The organism is Mesorhizobium sp. M0833, assembly GCF_040319905.1.
GTDB lineage: Bacteria > Pseudomonadota > Alphaproteobacteria > Rhizobiales > Rhizobiaceae > Mesorhizobium.
Genome location: NZ_JAMYOQ010000009.1, coordinates 24,933 through 47,887, shown reverse-complemented (window position 1 = coordinate 47,887; position 22,955 = coordinate 24,933). Strand labels below are relative to the sequence as shown.

General features: G+C 62.4%; 23 protein-coding genes and 1 pseudogene. 13 read left to right on the top strand and 11 right to left on the bottom strand.

The genetic code is table 11. From position 1 onward, the window contains the following. Window positions 1–4: 4 nt before the first annotated feature. From NKH98_RS12505 to NKH98_RS12480, 6 genes are all read left to right on the top strand, one after another. A complete protein-coding gene (locus NKH98_RS12505; RefSeq protein WP_352898799.1) occupies window positions 5–781 on the top strand; it encodes an SDR family oxidoreductase in 777 nt (258 codons plus the stop codon). A gap of 32 nt (window positions 782–813) precedes the next feature. Beyond that, on the top strand, window positions 814–1,797 hold the full coding sequence (locus NKH98_RS12500; RefSeq protein WP_352898798.1) for a substrate-binding domain-containing protein: 984 nt from the start codon (window positions 814–816) through the stop codon (window positions 1,795–1,797). A gap of 106 nt (window positions 1,798–1,903) precedes the next feature. Beyond that, window positions 1,904–3,424 (top strand): sugar ABC transporter ATP-binding protein, encoded by a 1,521-nt coding sequence (locus tag NKH98_RS12495; protein WP_352898795.1) that lies wholly within the window; start codon window positions 1,904–1,906, stop codon window positions 3,422–3,424. Between the two features lie 53 nt (window positions 3,425–3,477). Then, the gene (locus NKH98_RS12490; RefSeq protein ID WP_352898792.1) at window positions 3,478–4,422 is read left to right on the top strand and encodes an ABC transporter permease; all 945 of its coding nucleotides are present in this window, start codon (window positions 3,478–3,480) and stop codon (window positions 4,420–4,422) included. A gap of 2 nt (window positions 4,423–4,424) precedes the next feature. Further along, window positions 4,425–5,231, top strand: coding sequence for a FadR/GntR family transcriptional regulator (locus tag NKH98_RS12485; protein ID WP_352898791.1), 807 nt, complete (start codon window positions 4,425–4,427; stop codon window positions 5,229–5,231). Beyond that, a complete protein-coding gene (locus NKH98_RS12480) occupies window positions 5,231–6,106 on the top strand; it encodes an aldose 1-epimerase (protein WP_352898789.1) in 876 nt (291 codons plus the stop codon). The genes NKH98_RS12485 and NKH98_RS12480 overlap by 1 nt, the downstream gene beginning before the upstream one ends. Before the next feature lie 43 nt (window positions 6,107–6,149). On the opposite strand, the gene NKH98_RS12475 is transcribed toward NKH98_RS12480, so the two are convergent. From NKH98_RS12475 to NKH98_RS12450, 6 genes are all read right to left on the bottom strand, one after another. Next, a complete protein-coding gene (locus NKH98_RS12475) occupies window positions 6,150–6,653 on the bottom strand; it encodes a sarcosine oxidase subunit gamma family protein (RefSeq protein ID WP_352898786.1) in 504 nt (167 codons plus the stop codon). Then, complete coding sequence (locus tag NKH98_RS12470) at window positions 6,646–9,600, bottom strand: sarcosine oxidase subunit alpha family protein (RefSeq protein ID WP_352898784.1); 2,955 nt, start codon at window positions 9,598–9,600, stop codon at window positions 6,646–6,648. Before NKH98_RS12470 ends, NKH98_RS12475 begins: the two co-directional genes overlap by 8 nt. Beyond that, on the bottom strand, window positions 9,597–9,893 hold the full coding sequence (locus NKH98_RS12465; RefSeq protein ID WP_352898782.1) for a sarcosine oxidase subunit delta: 297 nt from the start codon (window positions 9,891–9,893) through the stop codon (window positions 9,597–9,599). The genes NKH98_RS12470 and NKH98_RS12465 overlap by 4 nt, the downstream gene beginning before the upstream one ends. 13 nt (window positions 9,894–9,906) lie before the next feature. After that, complete coding sequence (locus tag NKH98_RS12460) at window positions 9,907–11,163, bottom strand: sarcosine oxidase subunit beta family protein (RefSeq protein ID WP_352898781.1); 1,257 nt, start codon at window positions 11,161–11,163, stop codon at window positions 9,907–9,909. A gap of 10 nt (window positions 11,164–11,173) precedes the next feature. Beyond that, window positions 11,174–12,322, bottom strand: coding sequence for a M24 family metallopeptidase (locus tag NKH98_RS12455; RefSeq protein ID WP_352898780.1), 1,149 nt, complete (start codon window positions 12,320–12,322; stop codon window positions 11,174–11,176). 74 nt (window positions 12,323–12,396) lie between these two features. Then, a complete protein-coding gene (locus NKH98_RS12450; RefSeq protein WP_502894248.1) occupies window positions 12,397–13,593 on the bottom strand; it encodes a M24 family metallopeptidase in 1,197 nt (398 codons plus the stop codon). Window positions 13,594–13,828: 235 nt separating this feature from the next. On the opposite strand from NKH98_RS12450, the gene ehuB reads away from it, so the two are divergent. Genes ehuB through NKH98_RS12425 form a run of 5 tightly spaced genes read left to right on the top strand, consistent with a single transcriptional unit; the run spans window position 13,829 to window position 17,637 of the window. Further along, a complete protein-coding gene (gene ehuB / locus NKH98_RS12445; protein ID WP_352898778.1) occupies window positions 13,829–14,698 on the top strand; it encodes an ectoine/hydroxyectoine ABC transporter substrate-binding protein EhuB in 870 nt (289 codons plus the stop codon). A gap of 53 nt (window positions 14,699–14,751) precedes the next feature. Next, complete coding sequence (gene ehuC / locus NKH98_RS12440) at window positions 14,752–15,480, top strand: ectoine/hydroxyectoine ABC transporter permease subunit EhuC (RefSeq protein WP_254818529.1); 729 nt, start codon at window positions 14,752–14,754, stop codon at window positions 15,478–15,480. Then, window positions 15,477–16,136 (top strand): ectoine/hydroxyectoine ABC transporter permease subunit EhuD, encoded by a 660-nt coding sequence (gene ehuD, locus NKH98_RS12435; RefSeq protein WP_254818530.1) that lies wholly within the window; start codon window positions 15,477–15,479, stop codon window positions 16,134–16,136. The genes ehuC and ehuD overlap by 4 nt, the downstream gene beginning before the upstream one ends. Further along, a complete protein-coding gene (ehuA, locus tag NKH98_RS12430) occupies window positions 16,133–16,912 on the top strand; it encodes an ectoine/hydroxyectoine ABC transporter ATP-binding protein EhuA (RefSeq protein WP_302895675.1) in 780 nt (259 codons plus the stop codon). Before ehuD ends, ehuA begins: the two co-directional genes overlap by 4 nt. Then, complete coding sequence (locus NKH98_RS12425) at window positions 16,909–17,637, top strand: GntR family transcriptional regulator (protein WP_352898776.1); 729 nt, start codon at window positions 16,909–16,911, stop codon at window positions 17,635–17,637. The genes ehuA and NKH98_RS12425 overlap by 4 nt, the downstream gene beginning before the upstream one ends. 107 nt (window positions 17,638–17,744) lie before the next feature. Here NKH98_RS12425 and NKH98_RS12420 read toward each other — a convergent pair whose 3' ends face one another. Beyond that, window positions 17,745–18,515 carry a helix-turn-helix domain-containing protein gene (locus NKH98_RS12420; RefSeq protein WP_352898774.1) on the bottom strand — a complete coding sequence of 257 codons (771 nt, stop codon included), beginning with the start codon at window positions 18,513–18,515 and terminating at the stop codon, window positions 17,745–17,747. Between the two features lie 261 nt (window positions 18,516–18,776). On the opposite strand from NKH98_RS12420, the gene NKH98_RS12415 reads away from it, so the two are divergent. Next, entirely contained in the window at window positions 18,777–19,139 is a 363-nt protein-coding gene (locus tag NKH98_RS12415) for a VOC family protein (protein WP_352898773.1), read from the top strand. A gap of 70 nt (window positions 19,140–19,209) precedes the next feature. Here NKH98_RS12415 and NKH98_RS12410 read toward each other — a convergent pair whose 3' ends face one another. Together NKH98_RS12410 and NKH98_RS12405 are read right to left on the bottom strand one after the other, a co-directional pair. Continuing rightward, window positions 19,210–19,524 (bottom strand): hypothetical protein, encoded by a 315-nt coding sequence (locus NKH98_RS12410; protein ID WP_352898771.1) that lies wholly within the window; start codon window positions 19,522–19,524, stop codon window positions 19,210–19,212. Between the two features lie 50 nt (window positions 19,525–19,574). Beyond that, the gene (locus tag NKH98_RS12405; protein ID WP_254818534.1) at window positions 19,575–19,817 is read right to left on the bottom strand and encodes a DUF1127 domain-containing protein; all 243 of its coding nucleotides are present in this window, start codon (window positions 19,815–19,817) and stop codon (window positions 19,575–19,577) included. 154 nt (window positions 19,818–19,971) lie between these two features. On the opposite strand from NKH98_RS12405, the pseudogene NKH98_RS12400 reads away from it, so the two are divergent. Further along, window positions 19,972–21,481: pseudogene (locus tag NKH98_RS12400) on the top strand (winged helix-turn-helix domain-containing tetratricopeptide repeat protein). 31 nt (window positions 21,482–21,512) lie between these two features. Here NKH98_RS12400 and NKH98_RS12395 read toward each other — a convergent pair. Both NKH98_RS12395 and NKH98_RS12390 read right to left on the bottom strand, forming a co-directional pair. Next, window positions 21,513–21,905 carry a GFA family protein gene (locus NKH98_RS12395; protein WP_352898770.1) on the bottom strand — a complete coding sequence of 131 codons (393 nt, stop codon included), beginning with the start codon at window positions 21,903–21,905 and terminating at the stop codon, window positions 21,513–21,515. Window positions 21,906–22,077: 172 nt separating this feature from the next. Further along, window positions 22,078–22,926 carry a beta-keto acid cleavage family enzyme gene (locus NKH98_RS12390; RefSeq protein WP_352898767.1) on the bottom strand — a complete coding sequence of 283 codons (849 nt, stop codon included), beginning with the start codon at window positions 22,924–22,926 and terminating at the stop codon, window positions 22,078–22,080. Between the last annotated feature and the right edge of the window lie 29 nt (window positions 22,927–22,955).

Here is a 22,955-nt window from a genome sequence, read left to right as displayed (position 1 = left end):
TGCAATGGCAGACCGGCTGCAAGGAAAGATCGCAATCGTCACAGGAGCGGGCCAGGGCATTGGTGCCGCCACCGCCCGCGCCTTTGCGATGCATGGGGCAAAGACCGTTATTGCCGAACTGAATGCGGCAAGCGGGAAAGCGATCGCCGACGAACTGCTGGCACAAGGCGCGGACGCCCTGTTCGTCGAGACTGACGTCACCGACGCATCCGCAGTCGCGGACATGGTCGCGCGGACGATCACGGCCTATGGCGGCGTCGACATTCTGGTCAACAATGCCGGTGCCAACGTCTTCTACGAACCATTGATGATGCCGGATGAGGAATGGGAGCGCTGCCTCAAGCTCGACCTCCAGGCCGCGTGGTTCTGCGCCAAGGCGGTTTTGCCGACGATGCTGGCGAAGGGCTCGGGGTCCATCGTCAACATAGCGAGCTGTCACGCCTTCCAGATCATTCCCCATACGTTTCCGTATCCGGTCGCCAAGCACGCACTTTTGGGCCTGACCCGTTCGCTGGCCATCGAATACGCCGCACGCGGTATCCGGGTAAACGCGATCGCCCCCGGCTATATCGAGACGCCGATCGCGGACGCCTACTGGAACACATTCCCGAACCCCGCCGAGGAGAAGCGGCGAGCCTACGACCTCCATCCGCCCAGGCGCATCGGCCGGCCGGACGAGGTTGCAATGACGGCGGTTTTCCTCGCTTCGGACGAAGCCCCGTTCATAAATGCCGAGACGATCACCATCGATGGTGGGCGCTCGGTTCTCTACCACGACTAGCAACCACCAAAGAGCTCTCAGGGAGGATTTTCATGAAAACCACAACAAAGGCTTTGGCGACATTTGCGGTACTGGCTGCCGGACTGATGGGTGGCACAGCAAGCGCAGACGAAATCAAGATCGGCTACATCAACAAGATGGGTGACCATCCATGGTTTGTCGCCGAAGTTGGTGGCGCCAGGAAAGCGGCTGAGGCGGCAGGGGCCGCGTTCGTGTCGCAGGACGTCCAGTTCGACGCCAATTTGACGATCACGACCTTCGATACGATGGTCGGCGATGGTGTGAAAGGCATCGCCATCGTCGTCCCCGACAAGGCGCTGGGACCGGTCATCGCGGAGAAAGCAAAGGCCGCAAAAATTCCCTTGGTGGCGGTCGACGACGACATCTACTACCAGGATGGCACCCAGGTCCCCTATGTCGGCATGAATGCCTACAACATCGGTGCGCGGGTGGGCGAAGAGCTCGCCAAGCTCTACAAGGCCGACGGCTGGGCGGGCAAAGAGGTGCGCATTGCCTCGATCGAGGACCGCAAGGCCGACACCTGCATGCAGCGCAACAAGGGCGCGGAGGAAGCGTTCCTGAAGGCGGTGCCCGATTTCAAGCCCGGGAATATCGTGCGCGTCCCCTACGACAACACGATGGTCAACGCCATCGACGTGATGACCACCACATTGACGGCCAATCCCAGCGTCACGAACTGGATATTCTACTCATGCAACGATGATGGCGTACTGGGTGGTGCGCGAGCACTGGAGAATGCCGGCTACACCGCAGACCAGGGCATGGGGATAGGCATCGATGGGAGCCGCGCCTGCGACGCCTTCGGATCAGGAAAGCCCTCGGCATTCCGTGGCACGATGTGGCTCAATTCGGAAAATCACGGCGCGCTTGCGGTGAAGATTCTGCTGGCCTCGATCAAGGATGGAACGAAGCTGCCGGTTCAATCCTTCACCGACCCGGAATACATCACCGCCGACAATTTTGCGTCGGCCTACAAAGCCAAGCTCTGCCACTGAACCGGCTATGCGTCATGCGCCGTAGGGCGCATGACGCTTTTTGGCCGGCAGGTTGTCAGCGCACACACGCCACCGACACAGGATCGATCCTCGGGAGTGAGCTTTGATGCAATCGGATTTCTTCTCGCTCGATAGGATATCCAAACGCTTCGGCGTCGTGCAGGCGCTCGACAACGTCTCGATTGCCTTTCGGCCGGGAGAGGTGCTCGCCCTGGTTGGCGAGAATGGGGCCGGCAAATCGACGATGATGCGAATTCTCGAGGGCGTGTTCGAGCCCGACAGCGGCACTGTGCGGCACGGTTCCACGCCGATCGTTTTCAGCGAACCGCGCGACAGCCATAGGGCCGGAATACGCGTCATCCATCAGGAGCCGGAGATCGTTCCGAACCTGACCGTGGCCGAGAACATTTTCGTTGGGGAACTGCCGCGGCTGGCGGGCGTCCTGCTCGACTGGCACAGGCTGGAGGAGCAGACCGACCGGGTGCTTGCGACCTTCGGCATGCAACAGGATATGCGGCCGCGGCAACTCTGCAGCACGCTCGGTCCGGCGCAGCGTCAGATGATCGAAATCATGCGCGCAATACGTGCCGGCGGCCAGTTGATTGCGTTCGACGAGCCGACCTCGTCACTGACCGACGACGAAGCGCGCCGTCTGTTTTCAGTAATCCGCCGGCTGCGCGAAGAGGGCACTTCGATCGTCTACATCTCTCACCGGCTGAACGAGATCATCGACCTAGCAGACCGCATTGTCGTTTTGCGGGATGGCCGGCTGGTCGATGACTCCCCCGCTGCCGGTGCCAGCGAGCAGACCATAGCCAAGCTCATGGTGGGCCGCGACATCGCCGATCTGTTTACGCGCGAGACGTGGCAATCGGGAAAACCGTTGCTGGACGTGACGGGCCTGACCACCGACCGCGTCACCGATGTGAGCCTCAAGGTCCGCCGCGGTGAGGTGCTCGGCATCGCCGGCCTTATGGGGGCGGGCCGATCCGAACTGGCGAAGGCGATCGTCGGCTATGATCGGCGGCTCGGCGGAACCATAACGATGAATGGCGTGCCCGTTGGCCCTAACAGCCCGCATGCAGCGATCGTGGCGGGCATCGGCTTCGCCCCGGAAGACCGCAAGCACGAAGCCCTGCTGCTGTTCCGCAGCATTCTTGACAACGCTTCGCTTTGCGTGCCCGACAGGACGTCGACCTTCGGCTTCTTCAACCGGCGCAAGGCGCAGGAGATCGTCTCACCGCTCGCAGCAAAGATGTCGATCAAGGCGCCTAACCTCGACGAACAGGTTTCGAAACTGTCGGGCGGCAATCAACAGAAAGTCGTTCTCGCGCGCTGGCTTGCGCGGCAGCCGATGCTTCTCATCCTCGACGAACCGACCCGCGGCATCGACATCGGCGCCAAGGCGGAAATCTATCGCCTGATCGATGAACTCGCCGCCAGCGGCATCGGCATAATCCTGATTTCCTCGGAAATGCCGGAACTGATCGGGCTCGCCGACAGGGTGCTCGTCATGGCTGGAGGCCGGATCACCGCCGAACTTTCCCGCCCCGACATTGACGAGGCCACGATCCTGAAACACGCAATGCCGCAATCTGTACCATCGCTCGGAGGACAAATTCAGTGAACAGCCTTGAGCTCAGGACAGCAACAGCACAAACCGACAAAAGGCGCGCCTCCTTGCGCATCGCGGAGCGCATCGGCATTCACAATATAAGCCTTTTGGTTGCTCTCGCCATCCTCGTGCTCATTTTCGGCACCCTGAGAGGCGACGTGTTCTTCTCAAGCCGAAACCTGCTGAACATTGGCCTGGGCATCACCATCCTGGGTGTTCTGGCGATGAGCCAGACCGTGGTCATTGTCGCGGGCGGACTTGATATCGCCGTCGGCGCAATTGTCGGTCTGACCACTGTATCGACGGCAATGGCCATCCAGTCGACGGGCTCGCCTGCGGTGGGCATTGTTGCCGGCCTGGTCCTGGGCGGTCTTGCCGGTCTTGTGAACGGCATCATCATCACCTATGGGCGGGTCAACGCAGTCATCGCGACTCTCGGTACGATGGCGATCTTCCGCGGCATCGCATTCATCATGTCCGATGGGCAATCGATCGCGATCTTCAGCGACACGTTCCGCTTCATCGGGATCGGGCGAATCCTCGGCCTGCCTCTGCTGATCTGGATTCTCTTGCTGACCGCGATCGTGTTCCATCTCTTCCTTGCCCGCTCGATCGTTGGGCGTAACATCTATGCCCTGGGCGGCAATCCCGTTGTCGCGCGCTTCTCCGGCATCAACATCAACCGCTACCGCGTCGGCATCTACATCATGAGTGGCGTGACGGCTGGATTGGCCGGGATTCTGTTGGCTGCCCGTACCGGCTCGGGGCAGCCCGTATCCGGATCCCAAGGTCTGGAACTCGAGGCCATCACAGCGGCCGTGCTGGGTGGCTGCGCCTTGCAGGGCGGGAAGGGTACGATCATCGGCGCGCTGCTGGGCGTCGCCATCATTGGCGTCCTCAACAACGGAATGATACTGACCTCCGTGCCAACCTTCTATCAGTTGCTTGCCAAGGGCTCGCTGCTGATACTTGCTGTGGTAATTGCCGAGTACCACTTGAACAGGACATGACGATGGACGCGGCGATCGCTTCGACTGGCCAGGGCAAGCAGGACATTCCTGCCGCAGATGGCACCACGTCATCGCTCAAGGATCGCATCGCACGCGATCTAGGACAGCGCATCCTCGCCGGTTCCTACGCGCAGCATTCCGTGCTGCCAACGGAAGCCGAACTTTGCGTCATCTACGGGGCGAGCCGCACTGCACTTCGCGATGCTCTTCTGACGCTTTCGGCGAAAGGACTGATCGAGGCACGCAAGCGGGCCGGGACGCGTGTGCGCGCGTCGAGCGAATGGAACAGGCTGGATGCACAGGTTCTGGAATGGATGCGCGATATCGAGCCCGACCTCGATTTCGTCCGCGGATTGATCGAAGCGCGACTGGTCATTGAACCCGCTGCCGCCCAACTTGCCGCCAAGATGGCGACGTCAGGCGATCTCGCAGTCATCGAAGCGGCCTATGAAGCCATGCGCATTGCTCCGCAGGACGATCTCGCTGCGTGTCTCGACGCCGACGTCAGGTTTCATACCGCCATCCTTCGTGCCAGCCGCAACCCGGTATTCGCCAATCTCGGCAATATGCTCGCGGCCGCCCTCAGCTTCTCCTTCCGCTTGACCACATCGGCCACCGCCAATTACCAGCAGACGCTCAGCGCGCATGGCGACGTGCTGGAGGCAATTAGGATGCGCAGGGCCGACGACGCTCACGATCAGATGAAGGCGCTCATCGGTATCGCGTCGAACGACCTTCTTGCAGTGGCTCGCAAAGGCCGCCATCAACAGCCGATCGCCGCTGCCAAGGCCGACACCGTCCGAAACTGATGGTCCGGACGATCAAGATCAGAAGCGGAGACCTGTCCGCTGAAATTGTCCCATCGCTTGGGGCAGGCCTTGCGAGACTGGACTATGGGCGCGTGCCGCTCTTCCGGCCATGGCCGGATGGCGGGAGCAGCAACCCGTTCGACCTTGCCTGCAACCTGCTTTTGCCGTGGTCAAATCGCATCTCGGGCGGCGGGTTCACATTCGACTCCAAATTCCACGAACTGCCTGCCAATGTTGCAGGCGAGCCATTTCCCATCCACGGCAATGGATCTTCCAGCGAGTGGGACGTCGACAGCGTAGCGCAAGACAACGCGAAGCTGTCGCTCATCAGCAACGGGCCCGGCCCATACCGATATCGCGCCGAGGTGAGCTACGCGCTGGCCGGACAGGGATTCGAGTTGAACCTTCGCATCGTCAATCAGGCATCGATCAGATTGCCGTTCGGACTTGGCATCCATCCATGGTTCCCGAGAACGGCACGAACCGCGCTTCATGCGCCGGCCTCGCAGGTTTGTCTCGAACTGCCCAACCATCTCCCTGAACGGTTTGTGGATGTCAAAACCCATCCCGATTGGGATTTCGGCGCCCCAGTCGTATTGCCGAGTGGATGGATAAACAATCTGTTTGCCGGTTGGAGCGGCGTCGCCACCATATCGTGGCCGGAGCACAGTTGCAGCCTGCGAATTGAAGCTTCATCGCCCTTGAATTTCTACCTGGTCTATTCGCCATCGGACGAGAGCGACTTCTTCTGTTTTGAACCGGTCAGTCATGCTGTCGATGCTCATAATCGTGGTTCGATCGACAAATGGAATGGACTGTCGGTGCTTGCGCCTGGCGAGGGCCTGGCAGCCTGTTGCAGCTTTGCCGTCAGTTAGGCGGACCTCAGCTGCGCCCTCGAATTGGCGGATCTCGGCCAGGCTAGCCGTCGGCGATCCAATCCGAGAGGCTGCGGGCAAAACTTCGCGGCACGATAAGTTCGCACGCGGTCTCGCCGGTGCGCAGGAAGAGCACGGACACGTGATGGAAGGATGTCAGCACGGCGCGGCCCGGAGCGGCGGCCGGCGCGTGCCAGTCGACGGCAATGCAGCCGGACAGAAGCCTTGCGATACCAGGGCCGGCCATTTTCAAACGAACACGACCTTCCGCGAGGGGAACGGAACAGCCGAGATCGGGGTCGACGGCAAGCGCAGGCGCTTGCGTGCCTTCGTCGAGAGCCAGCCAGAGGCGGCGAGGTGCAACGCGGATAATCAGAAACCCCTTGTGGCGAACCGTCTCTCCGACCGAAGCGGGAAGTTTCTTGCCCAGCGGCGCCGAGACGCTCTTTTCGAATTGCGTCAATGTCGCGTCCCAGCCCTCGATCTGGATGAGCGGACAATCTGCCACGGACAGGCTGAAATCCCGAGAAGAGGTCAAGCTAGCCATGCAGCCGTTCTCCCTGTGGATCGACGAATACCGGCGAGACAACGCGGGCGCGAACCGTTTCGGCCTTCATCGGATAAACTGCTACGACCTCGCTTCCTTCTGCCGCGACATCACCGGCAAGCAGGGCCAGCCCGACATAATGGCCGCATTCGGGGCTGAAAGTGACAGAGGTGACGCGACCGCGCCCATGGCCATGGAGTTTCTCATCCGGCAGGAACAGGATGGCGCCGCCGCGCAGGCGTTTTCCGTCCTCAATGCATTCCAGTCCGACCAGGCGCTGTCGGTTGGGGGCCTGGAGGGCAGGGCGCCGTCGCAGGACGTCGCCTACGAAGCCGCTGCGCTTGCCGGCCATGCGGCCGAGGCCGAGATCGTCGAGCGTCGTGCGCCCGTCGATCTCAGGTCCGGCGACATGGCCCTTTTCGACCCGCAGCGCACCAAGCGCCTCGACGCCGTACGGCTTCAGCTCGAGCAGTCTGCCGGCTTCGAGCAGACAGCTCCAGAGCTGTTCACCGGCAGTGGCGCCGACATAGATTTCGTAAGCGCGCTCGCCGGAATAACTGAGACGCAAGATGCGGAGCCCACGGCCCTCCCACTCGCTTTCGAGTAGTCCCATGTGCGGAAGTGCCTCATCGGAAACGTCAAGGGCAGGAAAAGCAGCACCGAGAATTGCGCGGCTGTTAGGCCCGGCAACCGACATTGCCGCCCATTCATCGCTGACCGAGGTGACGGCCACACGCAAATCCGGCCAGGCCGTGTCGAGCAGGAATTCGAGACGCGACAGCACATCGGCGGCCTTGGCGGTCGAGGTCGTCATGAAGAACCGGTTTTCCGCCAGCCGCGTCGTGGTGCCGTCGTCGAAGACGATACCGTCGTCGCGCAGCATGATGCCGTAGCGGGCGCGGCCTACCGCCAGTTTGGCAAAGCCGTTGGCGTAGACGCGATCGAGGAAGATTGCCGCATCCGGGCCCTGGACATCGATCTTGCCGAGCGTGGAGATGTCCATCAGCCCCCCGGCCTGGCGCACATTCCGCATTTCGGCGACATAGGCGTCGTTCACGTCACGTCCCGACTGCCGGTAGAAATAGGGCCGCATCCAGAGCCCGACCTCGAGCATCTCGGCGCCGTTCGCCACGTGCCAGTCATGCATCGGCGTGCGGCGGATCGGCTTGAAATGATGGCCGATGGCGCGCCCGGCAAGCGCGCCGATGGCAACCGGCGTATAGGGCGGGCGGAAGGTCGTGGTGCCGGTCTCAGGAATCGTTGCGTTGCGCAGCGCTGCCATCGCGGCAAGTGCGGGAAAATTGCTGGTCTTGCCTTGGTCGGTGCCCATGCCGAGCGTAGTGTAGCGCTTCAGGTGCTCGACCGATTCATAGCCCTCGCGATGGGCGAGCTCGATATCCCCGGTTGTCACGTCCATCTGGAAATCGACGAAGGCCTTTGCACGTCCAGCGGGCAGGGCTTCGCGAAGGACGCTCGAGCCGGTCTCACCGAGATCGAGTTTCGATGGAGCGGACACTGGTGCCGACTTGCCGCAGGAGGCTGCCGCTTCGATGCCGGCGCGATGGCCGTCCTCGATGGCAGCGACTGTCGCATAGGCTCCTATCATTGCACCGGCGCCGAACTGGCTGGCTGAAAAGACGCCCGGCACGAAGCCGTCAATGTCGTCGCGATACACAGGTTTGACACCGAGGTGTGAGGTGAGATGCACGGTTGGCGACCAGCCGCCGGAGATGCAGACCAGGTCGCAGGCGGCCGAAGATTGTCCCTCCGGACCATTGAGCGTTACGCGCCTGATCGCATGGCCGCCATGCAGGTCGACAATGCGCGTTGCGGCCCGCACCACCACGCCGAGCCGTGCGGCTTCTGCGGCAAGTGCTGCGGGCGGGACGGGGCGCAGATCGGCAACCGTCACCTCCGCGCCGGCTGCGGCATAGTCGAAGGCGGTGCGCCAGGCACCGTCATTGGTGGTGGCGACGACGATTTTCTTGCCCGGCAGGACGGCGAAACGGTTGAGATAGGTCCGGGCGGCCGAGGCAAGCATGACGCCGGGCCGGTCGTTGTTCGAGAACACCATCGGCCGCTCGATGGCGCCGGTGGCGAAAACGATCGAGCGGGCGCGCAGCACGGTGACCGTTTGCCGTGTCTCGCCATTCGGCTGCGGATTGGTTGGATCGCGCTGTTCGACCAGTCCCAGGACATTGCCGTCATAGCTGCCGAAAGCGGTCGTCCGCTTCATCACCCTGATGGTTTCGAAGCCCTCCAACTCGGCCTCGGCCTGCCGCAGCCATGCGGCCGCTGCGCTGTCGGACGGTTCCGCCAGAAGCTGGCCGCCAAGCACGAAATCCTGCTCGATCAGCGCGACCCGCGCGCCGGCCGCGGCGGCCGCCCGCGCCGCCGACAATCCCGCCGGGCCGCCGCCGACGATGGCGACATCGGCGAAGGCATGACGAACCTCGTAGTGGTCGGGATCTGCGCCGGTGCCGGCTCTGCCCAGACCGGCAGCCTTGCGGATAAAGTGCTCGTAGAACATCCAGGCGCGGCGCGTCGGGCCCATGAAGGTCTTGTAGTAGAAGCCGGCGGACAGAAACGGTGCCAACAGCCCGTTGACGCTTTGCATGTCGAAGGCAAGCGATGGCCAGCGGTTCTGACTCTCCACGACCATACCGTCGGCGAGTTCCAGTGTGGTCGCCGGCAGATTCGGCTCGCGCCTCCCGGCGGTCCCGAGCGTAACCAGCGCATTCGGCTCTTCGGGTCCGGCTGAAAAAATGCCGCGCGGGCGATGATATTTGAAGCTGCGCCCGACCAGCGTGACGCAATTGGCGAGCAGCGCGGAGGCAAGCGTGTCGCCGCGATATCCAGCCAGCTTGCGGCCGTCGAAGGTAAACTCGACCGGCTGCTCGCGAATGATGCGGGCACCCACCGACAGCCGTTTGCGGTTTGAACTCATGCCGGTGACTTCCTGAGAGTTGATTTCCTGGCCCGCAATTTTCTGGCAAAGTCGACGGCTGCGATGGCATGGTTGCGGGTGTCGCGTTCGACCACCAGCCATTGCCGGCAGCCGGTCACGTGCTGCCAGAATTCACGGTGCGCGCCGGCCGGGTTTGTCCTGACATAGACATAACGGTACCAGGCCTCCGGATCGGGATCGTCATGGGCCGGACGCTTGACCGAGGCATCGCCGCCATAGCGGAACTCGTCATGATCGCGCGGGCCGCAGCAGGGGCATTCGATGCGCAGCATTTTGTCCCGCCTCCTATTGCAGCCAGGCGGAAGGGCCGACACCGGCCTCATCGAGTGTGTGGCCGGTGCGGAAACGATCGAGCCCGTAGGCCGCGATCAAGGGATGCGCCTTGCCGGTGACGATCGTGTGGGCGAAGCACCAGCCGGAAGCCGGCGTCGCCTTGAAGCCGCCATAGCACCAGCCGCCGTTGAGATAGAGACCCTCGATCGGCGTCGGGCAGATGATCGGGCTAGCATCGGGGGTCATGTCCATGACGCCGCCCCAATGTCGAAGCAGGCGGACGCGCGAAATGCACGGCATCAATGCAATCGCGGCCTCCGCCACTTCGCGCACGACGCCGAGATTGCCGCGCTGGGCATATGAATTGTAGCCGTCGAGATTTCCGCCGAAGACCAACCCGCCCTTGTCCGACTGGCTGACGTAGAAATGGTCGGCGCCATAGGCCACGACGTGATCTACCAGCGGCTTCAGCGGCTCGGTGACGAAAGCTTGCAGCACATGACTTTCGATCGGCAATTCAAGCCCAGCCTTGGCGCCGAGCACGGACGTGTGGCCAGCAACCGCGAGGCCGACCTTGCCGGCGCCGATCCGGCCTTTCGTGGTTTCGACGCCGACGATGCTGTCGCCGTCACGGACAAAGCCTGTCACCTCGCAGTTCTGGATGACGTCGACGCCATGGCTGTCGGCGGCACGCGCATAGCCCCAGGCGACGGCGTCGTGGCGTGCCGTGCCCGCGCGGCCCTGAAAGATGGCGCCATGGATCGGGAAGCGGGCGGTGTCGGAAAAATCGAGATAGGGCACCAGCCGGCGCACGTCTTCGCGGTCGAGGATGTCGGCGTCGATGCCGTTCAGCCGCATGACGTTGGCGCGGTGGCTGAAACCGTCGAGCTGATCGGCCGAGTGCGCCGTGACGAGTTGACCGCGCTGGGAGAACATCACGTTGAAATTCAGCGCCTGAGACATGTCCTCCCAAAGCTTCATCGAGAATTCGTAGAACTGGGTGTTGCCGTCGAGCAGGTAGTTGGAGCGGATGACGGTGGTGTTGCGGCCGACATTGCCGCCGCCGACATAACCCTTTTCGAGCACCGCGACGTCACGGATGCCGTGGTTCTCGGCGAGGTAGAAGGCGGTGGCGAGGCCGTGTCCGCCGCCGCCAATAACGATCACATCGTAGGACGATTTTGGCTCCGCGGCCCGCCAGGCGCGCTGCCAATTCTTCTGGCCGGAAAGCGCGTTGCGTAAAATCGAAAATGCCGAGTAGCGCGCCATGTGTGCAGGCCTATCGAACGATGGGGCCGGCCGGCGTGCGGGTAAGCACTTCAGCGCCCGCATCGGTCAACAGCACCGTGTTGGAGACGAAGTCATTGCCGCGACCCGTTCCCATCAGCCACGACAGGATGTGAAAGCTCATCCCGGTCTCGATCTCGAGGTCGGAATCGTGCCTCAAGCCGGTCACCGAATTGCCGCCGGTCCATGACGGCGGCTGGCCGGCGCCGACAAGGTAACCGCAGTGATGGCGGCGATAGTGGGAAAGACCGGCCTCGTCGGCGACGGCCTGCCAGGCGGCGTAGACATCGCGCGCCTTGGCGCCCGGCCGTAGCGCCTCGACGACCGCGTTGAACGCCTTGGCGGTCACCTCCGCCATTGTGGCGTCTTCATCGCTGATGTGGCCTATGCGAACGAGCCGGCCGAGCGGGGCGTGGTAGCGCGAGATGCACCCGGACAGTTCGACAAAGACGGGCTCGCCCTTGCGGTAGATCCCGTCGCCCCAGGTCGTGTGCTCTTCACCCAGGCGCGCGGCCGGGCGGATGAACGGTCCGAAGCCCGGCGCATGACCGCCGGCGCGGATCATTGCCGCAACACATTGGGCGGCGGCCTCCTGTTCGGAAGCGCCATCGGAGATCGCCGCGATCGCGGCACCGGCGGCGGCGTCCGTCACTTGTGCCGCCCGCCGCATCAGCGCCTGTTCTTCGGCGCTTTTGACCCGCCGCATTTTGTCGATCAGACCGGAGACATCGCTCCACTTTGCATCGGCTTTCATCTGGAGTGCCACGGCAAGTCCATGGCTAAGGCCGGCTGTCCAGTATTCGAGGCCGATCCGCTTGCCGGATAGGCCGAGCTCTGCCAGCACCCGCGCGGCAAGGTCGGCCGCCGTTTCGCTGTCGGAATGGCCACGGAATTCCGCTGCCTTCACCTGCTTCTCGATCGTCACCTTCTCCATCGAGCGGGTGACCAGGACAGGTTTTCCCCGGAGCGGGACAATCAGCAGGTGAGGGGCAAAATACCCCCAGTGATCAAGCCCGGTGAGATAGAAGACGTTCTCCGGCGAGGCAAACACTGCCGCGTCGAGCTCACGCTCAATCAGTGCAGTACGGACCTTTGCCAGGCGGCCGGCGATTTCGGCTTCGGAAAAAGGATTGCGGTCCATCGGGCGTCCTCGTGCTTGTTGCCGGCTTGCTGGCGGGCATGGTCTTTTCGGCAGCCGGTTTCCCGGCCGCCATGTCAGTCGATGACGATGAGTTCGCGCGCCACATCGCAGAGGCGTTTGCCGCCGCGTTCCGTGACGACGAACGATTCCGAGATGGCGATGCCGAAATCGTCGAGCCAAACGCCGGCCATGAAATGGAAGCACATCCCAGGCTGCATCTCGGTAGTATCGCCCGGACGAAGGCTTGCGGTGCGTTCACCCCAATCGGGCGGGTATGCGAGCCCGACCGGATAGCCTACGCGGCTGTCTTTCTTCAGCCCGTTCCGTCGCAGGACTGCCTGCCAGGCGGCTTCCACCTGTTCGGCGGTGTTGCCGGGGCGCGCCTTCTCGAGGCCAGCGTCGACGCCCTCGACGATCGCCTTGGCCATGTCGAGGATGGCTTGCGGCGGCTTGCCGAAATGTACCGTCCGGGTCAGCGCCGCATGGTAGCGGCGGCGCACGCCGGCGATCTCCAGAATGGCGAGGCCGCTGTCCGGCAGCGGCGCGTCGGACCACGTCAGGTGCGGCGTGCTAGTGCCCTCGCCAACGGGCATCAGCGGACAGATCGCGGCATAGTCGCCGCCTGATCCGGGCACGCCCATGATCTGCGCGTGATAGATTTCCGCAATGACGTGGTTCTGAGGCACACCAGGCCGCATTTTCTCGATGGCACGGTTCATGGCATGCGTGCAGATCGCACCCGCCTCGCGGATCAGCACCAGCTCGGCTTCGGATTTGACCAGCCGCGCCCAGTTGACGAGATCGTGGTTGTTGGCGAAGTGCGCGTCGGGCAGTCCCTCGACAAGGTGGGCGTGGCAGCGCGCAGTGTAATAATGCGCGTCCATCTCGACGCCGATACGGGCCTTTTCCCAGCCGCGCGACCGGATCAGTCGGGCGAGTTCGTCATAGGGGTGTTCGACGGGCTGCTGCACCAGCCGCTCCGAGAACGGCACGATGTTTGTCTCCGGCAGGCCGGTTGTCAGGCGCGCGCTCTTGGCATCCTGCGCCCTGCCGAACCAGATCGGCCGATCCTCCTCCAGATGGACGAGGACGCACTGCGGAACATAGAACGACCATCCGTCATAGCCGGTCAGCCAGCACATGTTGGCTGGATCCTGACAGACGATGAGATCGAAGCCGGCTTTTTGCATGCGTGTCTTCACGCCGGCGAGGCGCTGCCCATACTCCGCTTGCGTGAATGTCCCGAACCCGTTCGCAGTCGCCACCGAAATCCTGCCTTCCAGGTACGCCGCTTGCCCTTTGATCAACATGGGCAAACAGGCCAAATTGTGCACAACTCGACGTCAATTTGTTGGCTAACTACGAATTATCGCCGAATTTTCGTGGTTTCTATATCTCTGCTTGCGAAATGTCTAGGGCAGTTGTATACGTCTTATCAAGCAGGCGTCGACCTCGAAGAAGGGCGCGCCCTGGGAACCATCCACAGTTGTCCAATGGGAGAAAAGCATGCTCAATTCATCGATATCGCGCCGCATGGTCGTGAAAGCGGCTGCCTGCATCGCGCTCGCCGCGACGTCATTGACGTCGCTATCCGCTCACGCGGAAACCACCCTCGAACGGGCCAAGAAGGACGGTTACATCCGCGTCGGTTTCGCCAACGAGGCGCCGTTCGGTTACGCCACGCCTGACGGCAAGCTGACCGGCGAGGCCCCTGAAGTCGCCAAGGCGGTGCTCGCCAAGATGGGCATCCCGCAGGTTGACGGTGTGCTGACCGAATTCGGTTCGCTCATCCCGGGTCTCAAGGCCGGCCGCTTCGACATCATCGCCGCCGGCATGTTCATCAACCCGAAGCGCTGCGCTGAGATCAATTTCTCCGAGCCGTCCTACGGCATCGGTCAGGCCATGCTGGTCGCAAAAGGCAATCCGAAAGGCGTGAAGGACTTTTCCAGCTTCAAGGAAAATCCGGATCTCAAGCTCGCCGTGATGGCCGGCGCGGTCGAAGGCGGTTACGCCAAGGACGCGGGCGTCGCTGATGGGCAGATCGTCGCCTTGCCCGACCAGTCCAGCCTGGTCGCGGCCGTCCAGTCGGGCCGCGCCGATGCGGCCGCGCTGACCGCTCTTTCGATCGCCGATATGGCCAAGAAAGCCGACGGCGTCGAATCGACCAAGCCCTTCGGCGAGGTTGCCGGCAAATCGGTGAAAGGCCATGGCGGCTTCGGCTTCCGCAAGGAAGACACAGACCTGCTGGAGGCGTTCAACGCCGAGCTGAAGAAGTTCATCGGTTCGCCGGAGCATATCGCGCTGGTCGAGCCCCTCGGCTTCGGCAAGGACTACCTCCCCAACAAGACCACCGCGGAGCTTTGCGCGGGCAAGTAGGTTCCCAACTGCCGGCGGCGCGAAAGCGCCGCCCTTTTTCCCGAGGGAATCGCATGGGTATCCGTACGCTCGTTGCCATGCTGGTCATCGCGCTCGTCGTGATCGGCGCCTTGGCAACACAGGAAAGCTATCGAGTGTTCATGCCGGGGCTGCTGCAAGGCGCGGTCCTGACAATCGAGATCGCCGTCCTCGGCAGCCTGCTCGCAATCGTCATGGGCGTGCTTGCAGCACTTGCACGGATGTATGGCCCGGCGCCGCTCAGATGGCTGGCCACGGTCTATGTCGAGATCTTCCGCGGAACGTCGGCATTGGTACAATTGTTCTGGCTGTTTTTCGTGCTGCCGCAATTCGGCGTCACGATCAACGCTTTCGTGGTGGCAGTCCTGGCACTCGGCCTGAACGTCGGTGCCTACGGGTCGGAGGTCGTGCGTGGCGCGATCCTGTCGGTCGCTCGCGGCCAGTGGGAGGCGTGTACGGCATTGAACATGAGCCGGCCACAGATGTTGCGCCGGATCATCCTGCCGCAGGCCTTTGTGGCGATGATCCCGCCCTGGGGCAACCTGTTCATCGAGCTTCTGAAATCGACAGCGCTGGTCTCGCTGATCACGCTTTCCGACCTCGCCTTCAAGGCGCAGCAAATGAACCAGAATACGTTCAAGACCATTCCGATCTTCACACTGGTCCTTTTGATGTACCTGGCAATGTCGCTGGTTCTCACCATCGGCATGCGGCTTCTCGAAAGGCGGGCATCGATCGGACTGGCGCGAGGGAAGGCAGCATGATTTGGGACTGGGCATTTGCTTTTGAAATCCTGCCGGTGCTCGCCCGCGCGGCCATCGTCTCCATCGAGGCGACGCTGATCGGCTTTGCACTTGCCGCCTCGCTTGGCCTGGTGCTGGCCGTCGTCCGTATCGCCGTGCCGTGGACCGGCTGGACAATTTCGGTGCTGGTCGAACTGATCCGTTCGACCCCGCTGCTTATCCAGATATTCTTTCTCTATTTCGTCTTTCCGAAATTCGGTGTCGTGCTCGACGCCTTCACCGCCGGGGTGCTGGCCATCGGCATCCACTATGCCGCCTATTGCTCTGAGGTCTATCGCGCCGGTTTCGACAACATCCCTCGCGGCCAGTGGGAAGCCTCGATCGCACTTAATCTTTCGGCCTGGACAACGTTCCGCGACATCATCATTCCGCAGGCGATTCCGCCGATCGTTCCGGCGCTCGGCAACTATCTGGTTGCCTTGTTCAAGGAGACGCCATTGCTGTCCGCAATCGCCGTGCTGGAGCTGATGCAGACGGCCAAGATCATTGGCTCCGAAACCTTCCGCTACACCGAGCCGATGACGCTGGTCGGTCTGTTCTTCCTTGCCATGAGCCTGGTTTCTGCTGCGCTCATTCGCTCCCTCGAAGGCCTGCTCAACCGGAGGACCATGCGATGACGGAACAACCGATGGTTCGCTTCGACAATGTATCGAAACGCTACGGCACGTTAACCGTTCTCGACGGGCTTAATCTGGAAATAGCACGCGGCGAAAAGGTCTCCATCATCGGCCCGTCCGGCTCCGGCAAGACGACGGTGCTGCGCATGCTGATGACGCTGGAGACGATCAATGACGGTGTCATCTGGGTTGAAGGCGAGCCGCTGACCCATATGGAGAGGAACGGCAAACTTGTTCCCGCCGATCTCGCCCACATCCGTAAGATCCGCGCTAAGATCGGCATGGTGTTCCAGTCGTTCAACCTGTTCCCGCACATGACGGCGATGCAGAACTGCATCGAGGCACCGATAACCGTGCTCGGCATGAAGCGGGCCGATGCCGAGGCGCGTGCCGCCGAACTGCTCGACATGGTCGGCTTATCGGATAAGAAGGACCACTATCCCTCGCAGCTCTCCGGTGGTCAGCAGCAGCGTGTCGCCATCGCACGCGCTTGCGCCATGCGGCCCAAGATCATGCTGTTCGACGAGGTGACCTCGGCCCTGGACCCCGAACTCGTCGGCGAAGTGCTTGAAGTCATCCGAAAACTTGGTAGGGAGCATGACCTCACTATGCTGATGGTCACCCACCAGATGGGATTTGCCAAGGAATTCTCCGATCGCGTCTGCTTTTTCCACGCGGGCAAGATCTGCGAGCAGGGGCCGCCAGGCGAGTTGTTCGGCACCCCCAAGAACGAGCGGACACGGCAGTTCCTGCACGCTGTCCTGGAGGCTGGATGACGCTTGAGACAGATGCCACGCCCACAGCCGTGACCGCCGCGGCGCCACGTCCGCTCTCGGCCCGGGAGCGATTTGAACGCATTTACCGGATACTGCGCGACCGCATCTGCCTGCTCGATTATGCGCCGGGAAGCCATCTGTCCGAGGAAGAACTTGCCCAGGAATTCGAGATCAGCCGCACGCCGGTCCGGCGTGTCCTGGCGCGTCTCGAATCCGAGGGTCTGGTTCAATCCGTCCATGGCGTCGGCACGATCGTCACCGATGTCGATATCGAGGAATTGCAGCAGGTCTATCATTTGCGCCTGGAGTTGGCGCTCCTCGTCGGCAAGCTTTCGCCGATCCCGCGCACGGCGGACGATCTCGACCGGATACGGGCGCTCATCGCGCGCTGCGATGCCGATATACTCAATCCCGACCAGCGCGCTTTCCTGCGCCTCAACATGGATTTTTTCTACGAGCTCACGGCGATGACCGGCAACCAGCCGCTGCGCGAGATCAGCGAGCGCCTGTATTTTCAGGTCGCGCGCGTCGTCCTGAAGATGATGCCGCAATTGGGCCTTGTCGAGGAGTTCACCGCGTTCCGCCGCGAAATGGAAGAGGTCCTTGCCGCCGCCGAGATCGGTGACTGGGAGTCCATAGGGCACATAAGGCGGGCGCATATCTCAATGAGCTTTCGCCGCATGATGCGTCATGCAGGCGAGGCGAATCTGGATAGAGCAACATAGTCAGCCCCTCGGGGTTGTGCTGGCCGCCAAGGTCGGCGACAGCGATAGTCAAAACCGAATGTGCGGTTTCATAGCAGTCTCCTCTGGTCGAAGAACGCGCCGAGAATTCACTGGCAGTGCAGCAGATGATGAATCTGTCGCGGGGTGTTTCCCGTCAGGCGGCGGCTCTCGCGGACAAGATGCGCCTGGTCGGAATAGCCCGCTTCGGCCGCCAGCATGGCGGTGGAGCTGCTGGAGCGGCTGGAAAGCCGCAGAAAGCGCTGGTAGCGGAGGATACGGTCAAGCGTCTTGGGGCCATAGCCGAAGCTCGTGTCGAAGCGCCGGCGCAACGTCCTTTCGCTCATCTCGAGCGCGCGCATCAACCAAGGGACGAGCGGCGCGTCGGGTGGCGGCCCGCGCTCGATCAAACGATATGCCGCCTGCATGGGAACGTCGGTCGCGGGCGCGGGCACCTCCTCGGCGACGGCCTGTTGGAGCGAGCAGGCCAGATCCTCGAGACTGTCGCTGGAGCGCACGCGGCTGGCGAGGCGGCGAGCTCGCGCCCCCCACAGATCTTCGAGCGACAGCCTCTTGCCGACCAGCTCGATTTGCGGCACGCCGAGCCATGCCGCCGCCGCGGCAGGATGGAAGCGCAAGCCGATCACGACCTCGTCCGCCGCTAGAACCTCGGTCTGCGGTTCCTTGTCAGGGCCGGCAATTCGGAAGCTGTCTCCGATCCATTGCAAATCGATCGTCGTGTCGGGCATGATGACGATTGGCGGTGAGCCCGCCGGGTCCATTCGATGCACCCACACCGAAGCAAAGCTCCCGCGAAGCCGCGCCGACGCTGGACGTTGCTGAAATGAACCCGTTGCCTGCGCTGGGACGGGATCGCTCATCTCGCTCCCCTTCGGATTAGCGGCGGTGAACCTACGGCGCAGCGGCTGCGCTCGGCCGTCGCTCGAGACAACGTCTTCCAATCGAGAACGGTTGCAAGAATCGGTTGTTTTCTTCCGGCCGGAACGAAGAGGGCAGGTGGGGGGCGATGCGACGTGCATCGCCAGTGTGCGGCTCATACGTCAATGGCCGTTCTGTTCAATAAGGCAAGCGACATGCGTGCTTATCTTTCGGCGTCGTACATCACATGAGAGGTATGCGTCATGAGCAACAAAAACGACCAACGGATCGACTACGTCGAATTCAACGTGAAAGACATTCAGCGGTCACGCGACTTCTACGGAAAGGCGTTCGGCTGGACCTTCACCGACTACGGCCCGCAATATTGCGAGTTCAACGACGGGCGCTTGTCAGGTGGCTTTGCTGCTGGCCCAGCGAGGTCCGGAGGAGGCCCGCTCGTCATTCTCTATGCCGATGATCTGCCGGGAACCGTCAAGCGTGTCGAGGAAGCGGGGGGCAAGATCGTCAGGCCGATTTATGGCTTCCCCGGCGGCCGGCGCTTTCATTTCGTGGACCCGGACGGTTACGAGCTAGCGGTTTACACCGAAGATGGCAGCAATGAATGATCGCGTTCCTCCCACCTCGGGTTGGTTTTGCTCGGCGGCGTCTTGATCTGGGCGGGCGCCGAGCATGTCCTCAGATTCCGGGCGATTGCAGCGTCCCTGGCCGGGCGGGGCTTCCTGCTCCCAAGCCTCTTCTCGCGGCCGGATCGGTGCTGGAGATCGCAGGCGGCCTTTGCCTCGCAACGGCCTTGGGTGGACCCTTTCCCGCCGCGGCGTTGGCCGTATCCACCATTGCGGCGTCGTTCATGGCGCTCAACTTCTGGCCTACAGCGGCGATGAACGCGAAGCGCTTCGTACCGGCTTCACCAATGTTGCCGTTGGGCGGGTTGATTGTCGCCGCGACCACTAGCCTGTGATCATCATTTCGGGGCGGCGGCTTCGTCTTCATCTGCAATCAGCCGCTGGTCGTTGGTGATCCGGTGTTGTTGCAGCATCCGCCTATCGCTGCCAGAAGGGCAGCTTGGCGATCTCTTCCTCGGCCTGTCGCCTCGTCAGACCGATATCGTCGATCAGATGGGGATTGGTCTCCGCCAATCGCTTGAGATCCCAGCGAAAGCGTGTCGGCTCGCGCCAGGCCGCGATAATGCTTCGCAGCGTCGCCAGGCTGTAGCGCCGAGGCGATGCTTCCGCCGGCCGCGTAGCCTCAAGCGGGGCCGAGGCAAAGGTGGGAATATCGTTCATGGCAACCTCCATGTGGTTTGAGGGGCCCATACGATTTTGGGAGTGTGGGGCCCTCGACCTGAAAGAGGCTGAATTCTGCAGGATACGAACCGCGCCGTAATTAAGCTCTCCCAAATAGTTCTCAAAACTTCCAAACGGGCTATAGATGCGCCGTATGCAGGGACCGCGCTTTGCCTTTGGTCCGTTCGTGCTTGATCCGGGTGCGGGAACGCTCCTTCGGAACGATGTCCCCGTTGCCGTTAGCTACCGCGGGCTAAAGCTGCTTGCGGCGCTCGTCGGACGGCCCGGCGAAATCCTTGAAAAGGCTGAGTTGATGGACGCGGCGTGGCCGGGTACAGCCGTCGAGGAAGGCAACCTCACCGTCCAGATCGCAGTGCTGCGGAAGCTGCTTGGCCCGGCCGCCGACGGCGGTGAATGGATCGCCACGGTTCCGCGCGTCGGCTACCGCTTCACGGGCGCCGGCGAACAGCTCGGCGTCGCGAAGCGAAAACCTTTGCCGCTGCCCGACAAACCATCGATAGCCGTGCTGCCCTTCGTCAATGTCAGCAACGATCCCGAGCAGGAATCCTTCGCGGACGGGTTGACCGAAGACCTGATCACCGACTTGTCGAGGGTCTCCGGCCTGTTCGTCATCGCACGCAACTCGGCCTTTGCCTACAAAGGAAAGGCGATGGACGTGCGCGGGATCGCTGAGGACCTTGGCGTGCGCTACCTGCTGGAGGGTAGCGCAAGGCGCGCCGCAGGGCACGTGCGCATCAACGCACAACTGGTCGACGCGGTGAGTGGCGATCATCTATGGGCGGAACGCTTCGATCGCAGCCTGGAAGATATTTTTTGCCGTTCAGGACGAGGTCACCGGCAAGATCGTCGCGGCGTTACTCGGCCGGCTGCGCGCACCGCCGCCGCGCAATCGGCCCCAAAATCTCGAGGCCTACGATCTCTGCGTGCGAGCGCGCAAGCTGATGGATGATTCGCCGCAGACGGCGCGGGAAGCGCATCTGATGCTCACCCGCGCGGTTTCACTCGATCCGGAATATGCCGAGGCCTATCGCTGGCTTGCCATGAACCACTGGATGGGATGGGTGCATTCCGGCGGACCAACCGAAACATCCCGTAGCGCTGCTTTGGAACTCGCGCGCAAAGCCGTGGCGATCGACCCCAACGATGCCGGCTGCCGCTGGGTTTTGGCTTACCTGCTTGCCTACGAGCGCAGCTTCGCGGAGGCGGACGCGGAATTCGCCAAGGCGATCGAGCTCGACCCGAACGAGGCCGATGCCTGGGCGGCATTGTCCGACATCGCGGTCCTGGCCGGACGGGTCGCGGAGGGTCTTGAGCACATTCGCAAGGCGTTCCGGCTGAATCCGTTTCCGGCAAGTTGGTATTATCTCGCGCTCGGCCAGGCGCAATATGCAGCCGGCGAATACGAAGCCGCTGTCGAGACACTGCGCAGGGACGAGACCTATCGTACAAGCTCACGCCGTTTCCTGGCGGCAAGCCTTGCCCAACTCGGCCGGCTCGACGAGGCGCGCGCAGAGGTCGAACTGTTTCTCGTCGGCAACCCGCATTTCACAACCCGCCACTGGGCGGCGACGGAGCCATTCCGCGACGCTGCGACGCTTGAGCATTTCGTTGGCGGCTTCCGTAAGGCCGGCCTTCCGGAGTGACGCGCCGGCGCCGTCGCACGGTTCGTGCGACCTATTCCTCAAAGCGACCCGTGGCGTCACGATCGCGCTCGTATCGTCTCGTGACCGGAAACGGCGGCAACCAGGACTCGCGACGGATGATCCAGCTTTCGTAAGTTGGCATCAGTTGGTCAGGCGCATCCAGGGATCCCAGGTTCACTTCGATTTCGTCGCCGGTGCGTCCGAAAATGGACGAGCCGCAGCGGGGACAGAAAAACCGCCCGGCGTAGTCGCGTGTTTCGCCGTCGATCGTCACCGCATCCTGAGGAAATATCGCGGAAGCGTGAAAAAGGGCTCCATGATGCTTGCGACAGTCGAGACAGTGACAAAGGCCGACCCGGTATGGGCGTCCCGAAGCGACAATTCGGACGTTGCCGCATAGGCACCCGCCGGTGAATCGGTCCATGCTGCGTCTCCTCCAAATCAAGCGGCCGGAATGGTTACAACGACCGGCACTGTTGTTGCAATCGCCGCGCCGCGGGCGGGGACATGTCGTTCTTCCGTGGCGATGACATTGCAGCCGCCTCTCTATGCCTTATGCGAGTTTGCCGCCGAAAATGGGCTTTGGTTTGTCATTGTCATATGGAACGAAACGGCGCGTTCCATTGAGCCGCCAACTCGGCGGCCGAGGCGAGCTTGACTCCGCAGTCGGCGAGTATGCGTGCGGCCGTCCCTACAGCCTCGGCGTTGGACGAGGCTATGCTGCCGTTCGGAAGGAAAAGATTGTTTTCGAAGCCGACCCGGACATGGCCCCCAAGCAATGCGGCGGCGGTCACGCACGCCGCTTCATTGCGGCCGAAGGCGCAGACGCTCCAATGGTCGAAGCGCGGCATGTTCGCCGCGAGGAATGGCAAGAGATCGGCCGGAACGGACGTCTGTCCCGGCGTGTAGCGGCCCAGCACGTAGAGAACCGGTATGCTTGCCCAAGGGATCAGTCCGCGCTGCTGCATGTCCGAAATCCTGACGGCCTCCTCGGGCGAATAGAGGATGATCTGTGGCGCAACCCCCTCGGTGTGCAGCCAGGCCATGAAGCGCACGAAGGCGAGTTCCGATCCGGCATCAGGAACGATTTCGCGAAGCGCCAGGGAGACAGCTTGCGGCTTCACATCTTGTACGACGGCCATCTGTTGGGCCGGCGAATAGATACCGAGTGCTTCGGAGGTGATCTGGATTACCAAGCGGTCGCCGGCAGCACCGCGGATGGCGGCGATCGCCTGATGGTAGGCGTCGGCGTCGAGCAGATGATTGCCGCTTCGGTCGCGGACATGAACGTGGATCATAGCCGCACCGGCATCGGCGCATTCCGCGGCCGTCCTCGCAAGTTCGGCTGGTGTCAGCGGAATCGCCGGATGGTCGGCCTTGCCGCGACGTCCCCCGTTCGGAGCGACGGCTATGGCGATGCGGTCGAGACCATGGGCCGGTTTCATGGGAACGTTCCGTGATTGACAAGATTCAT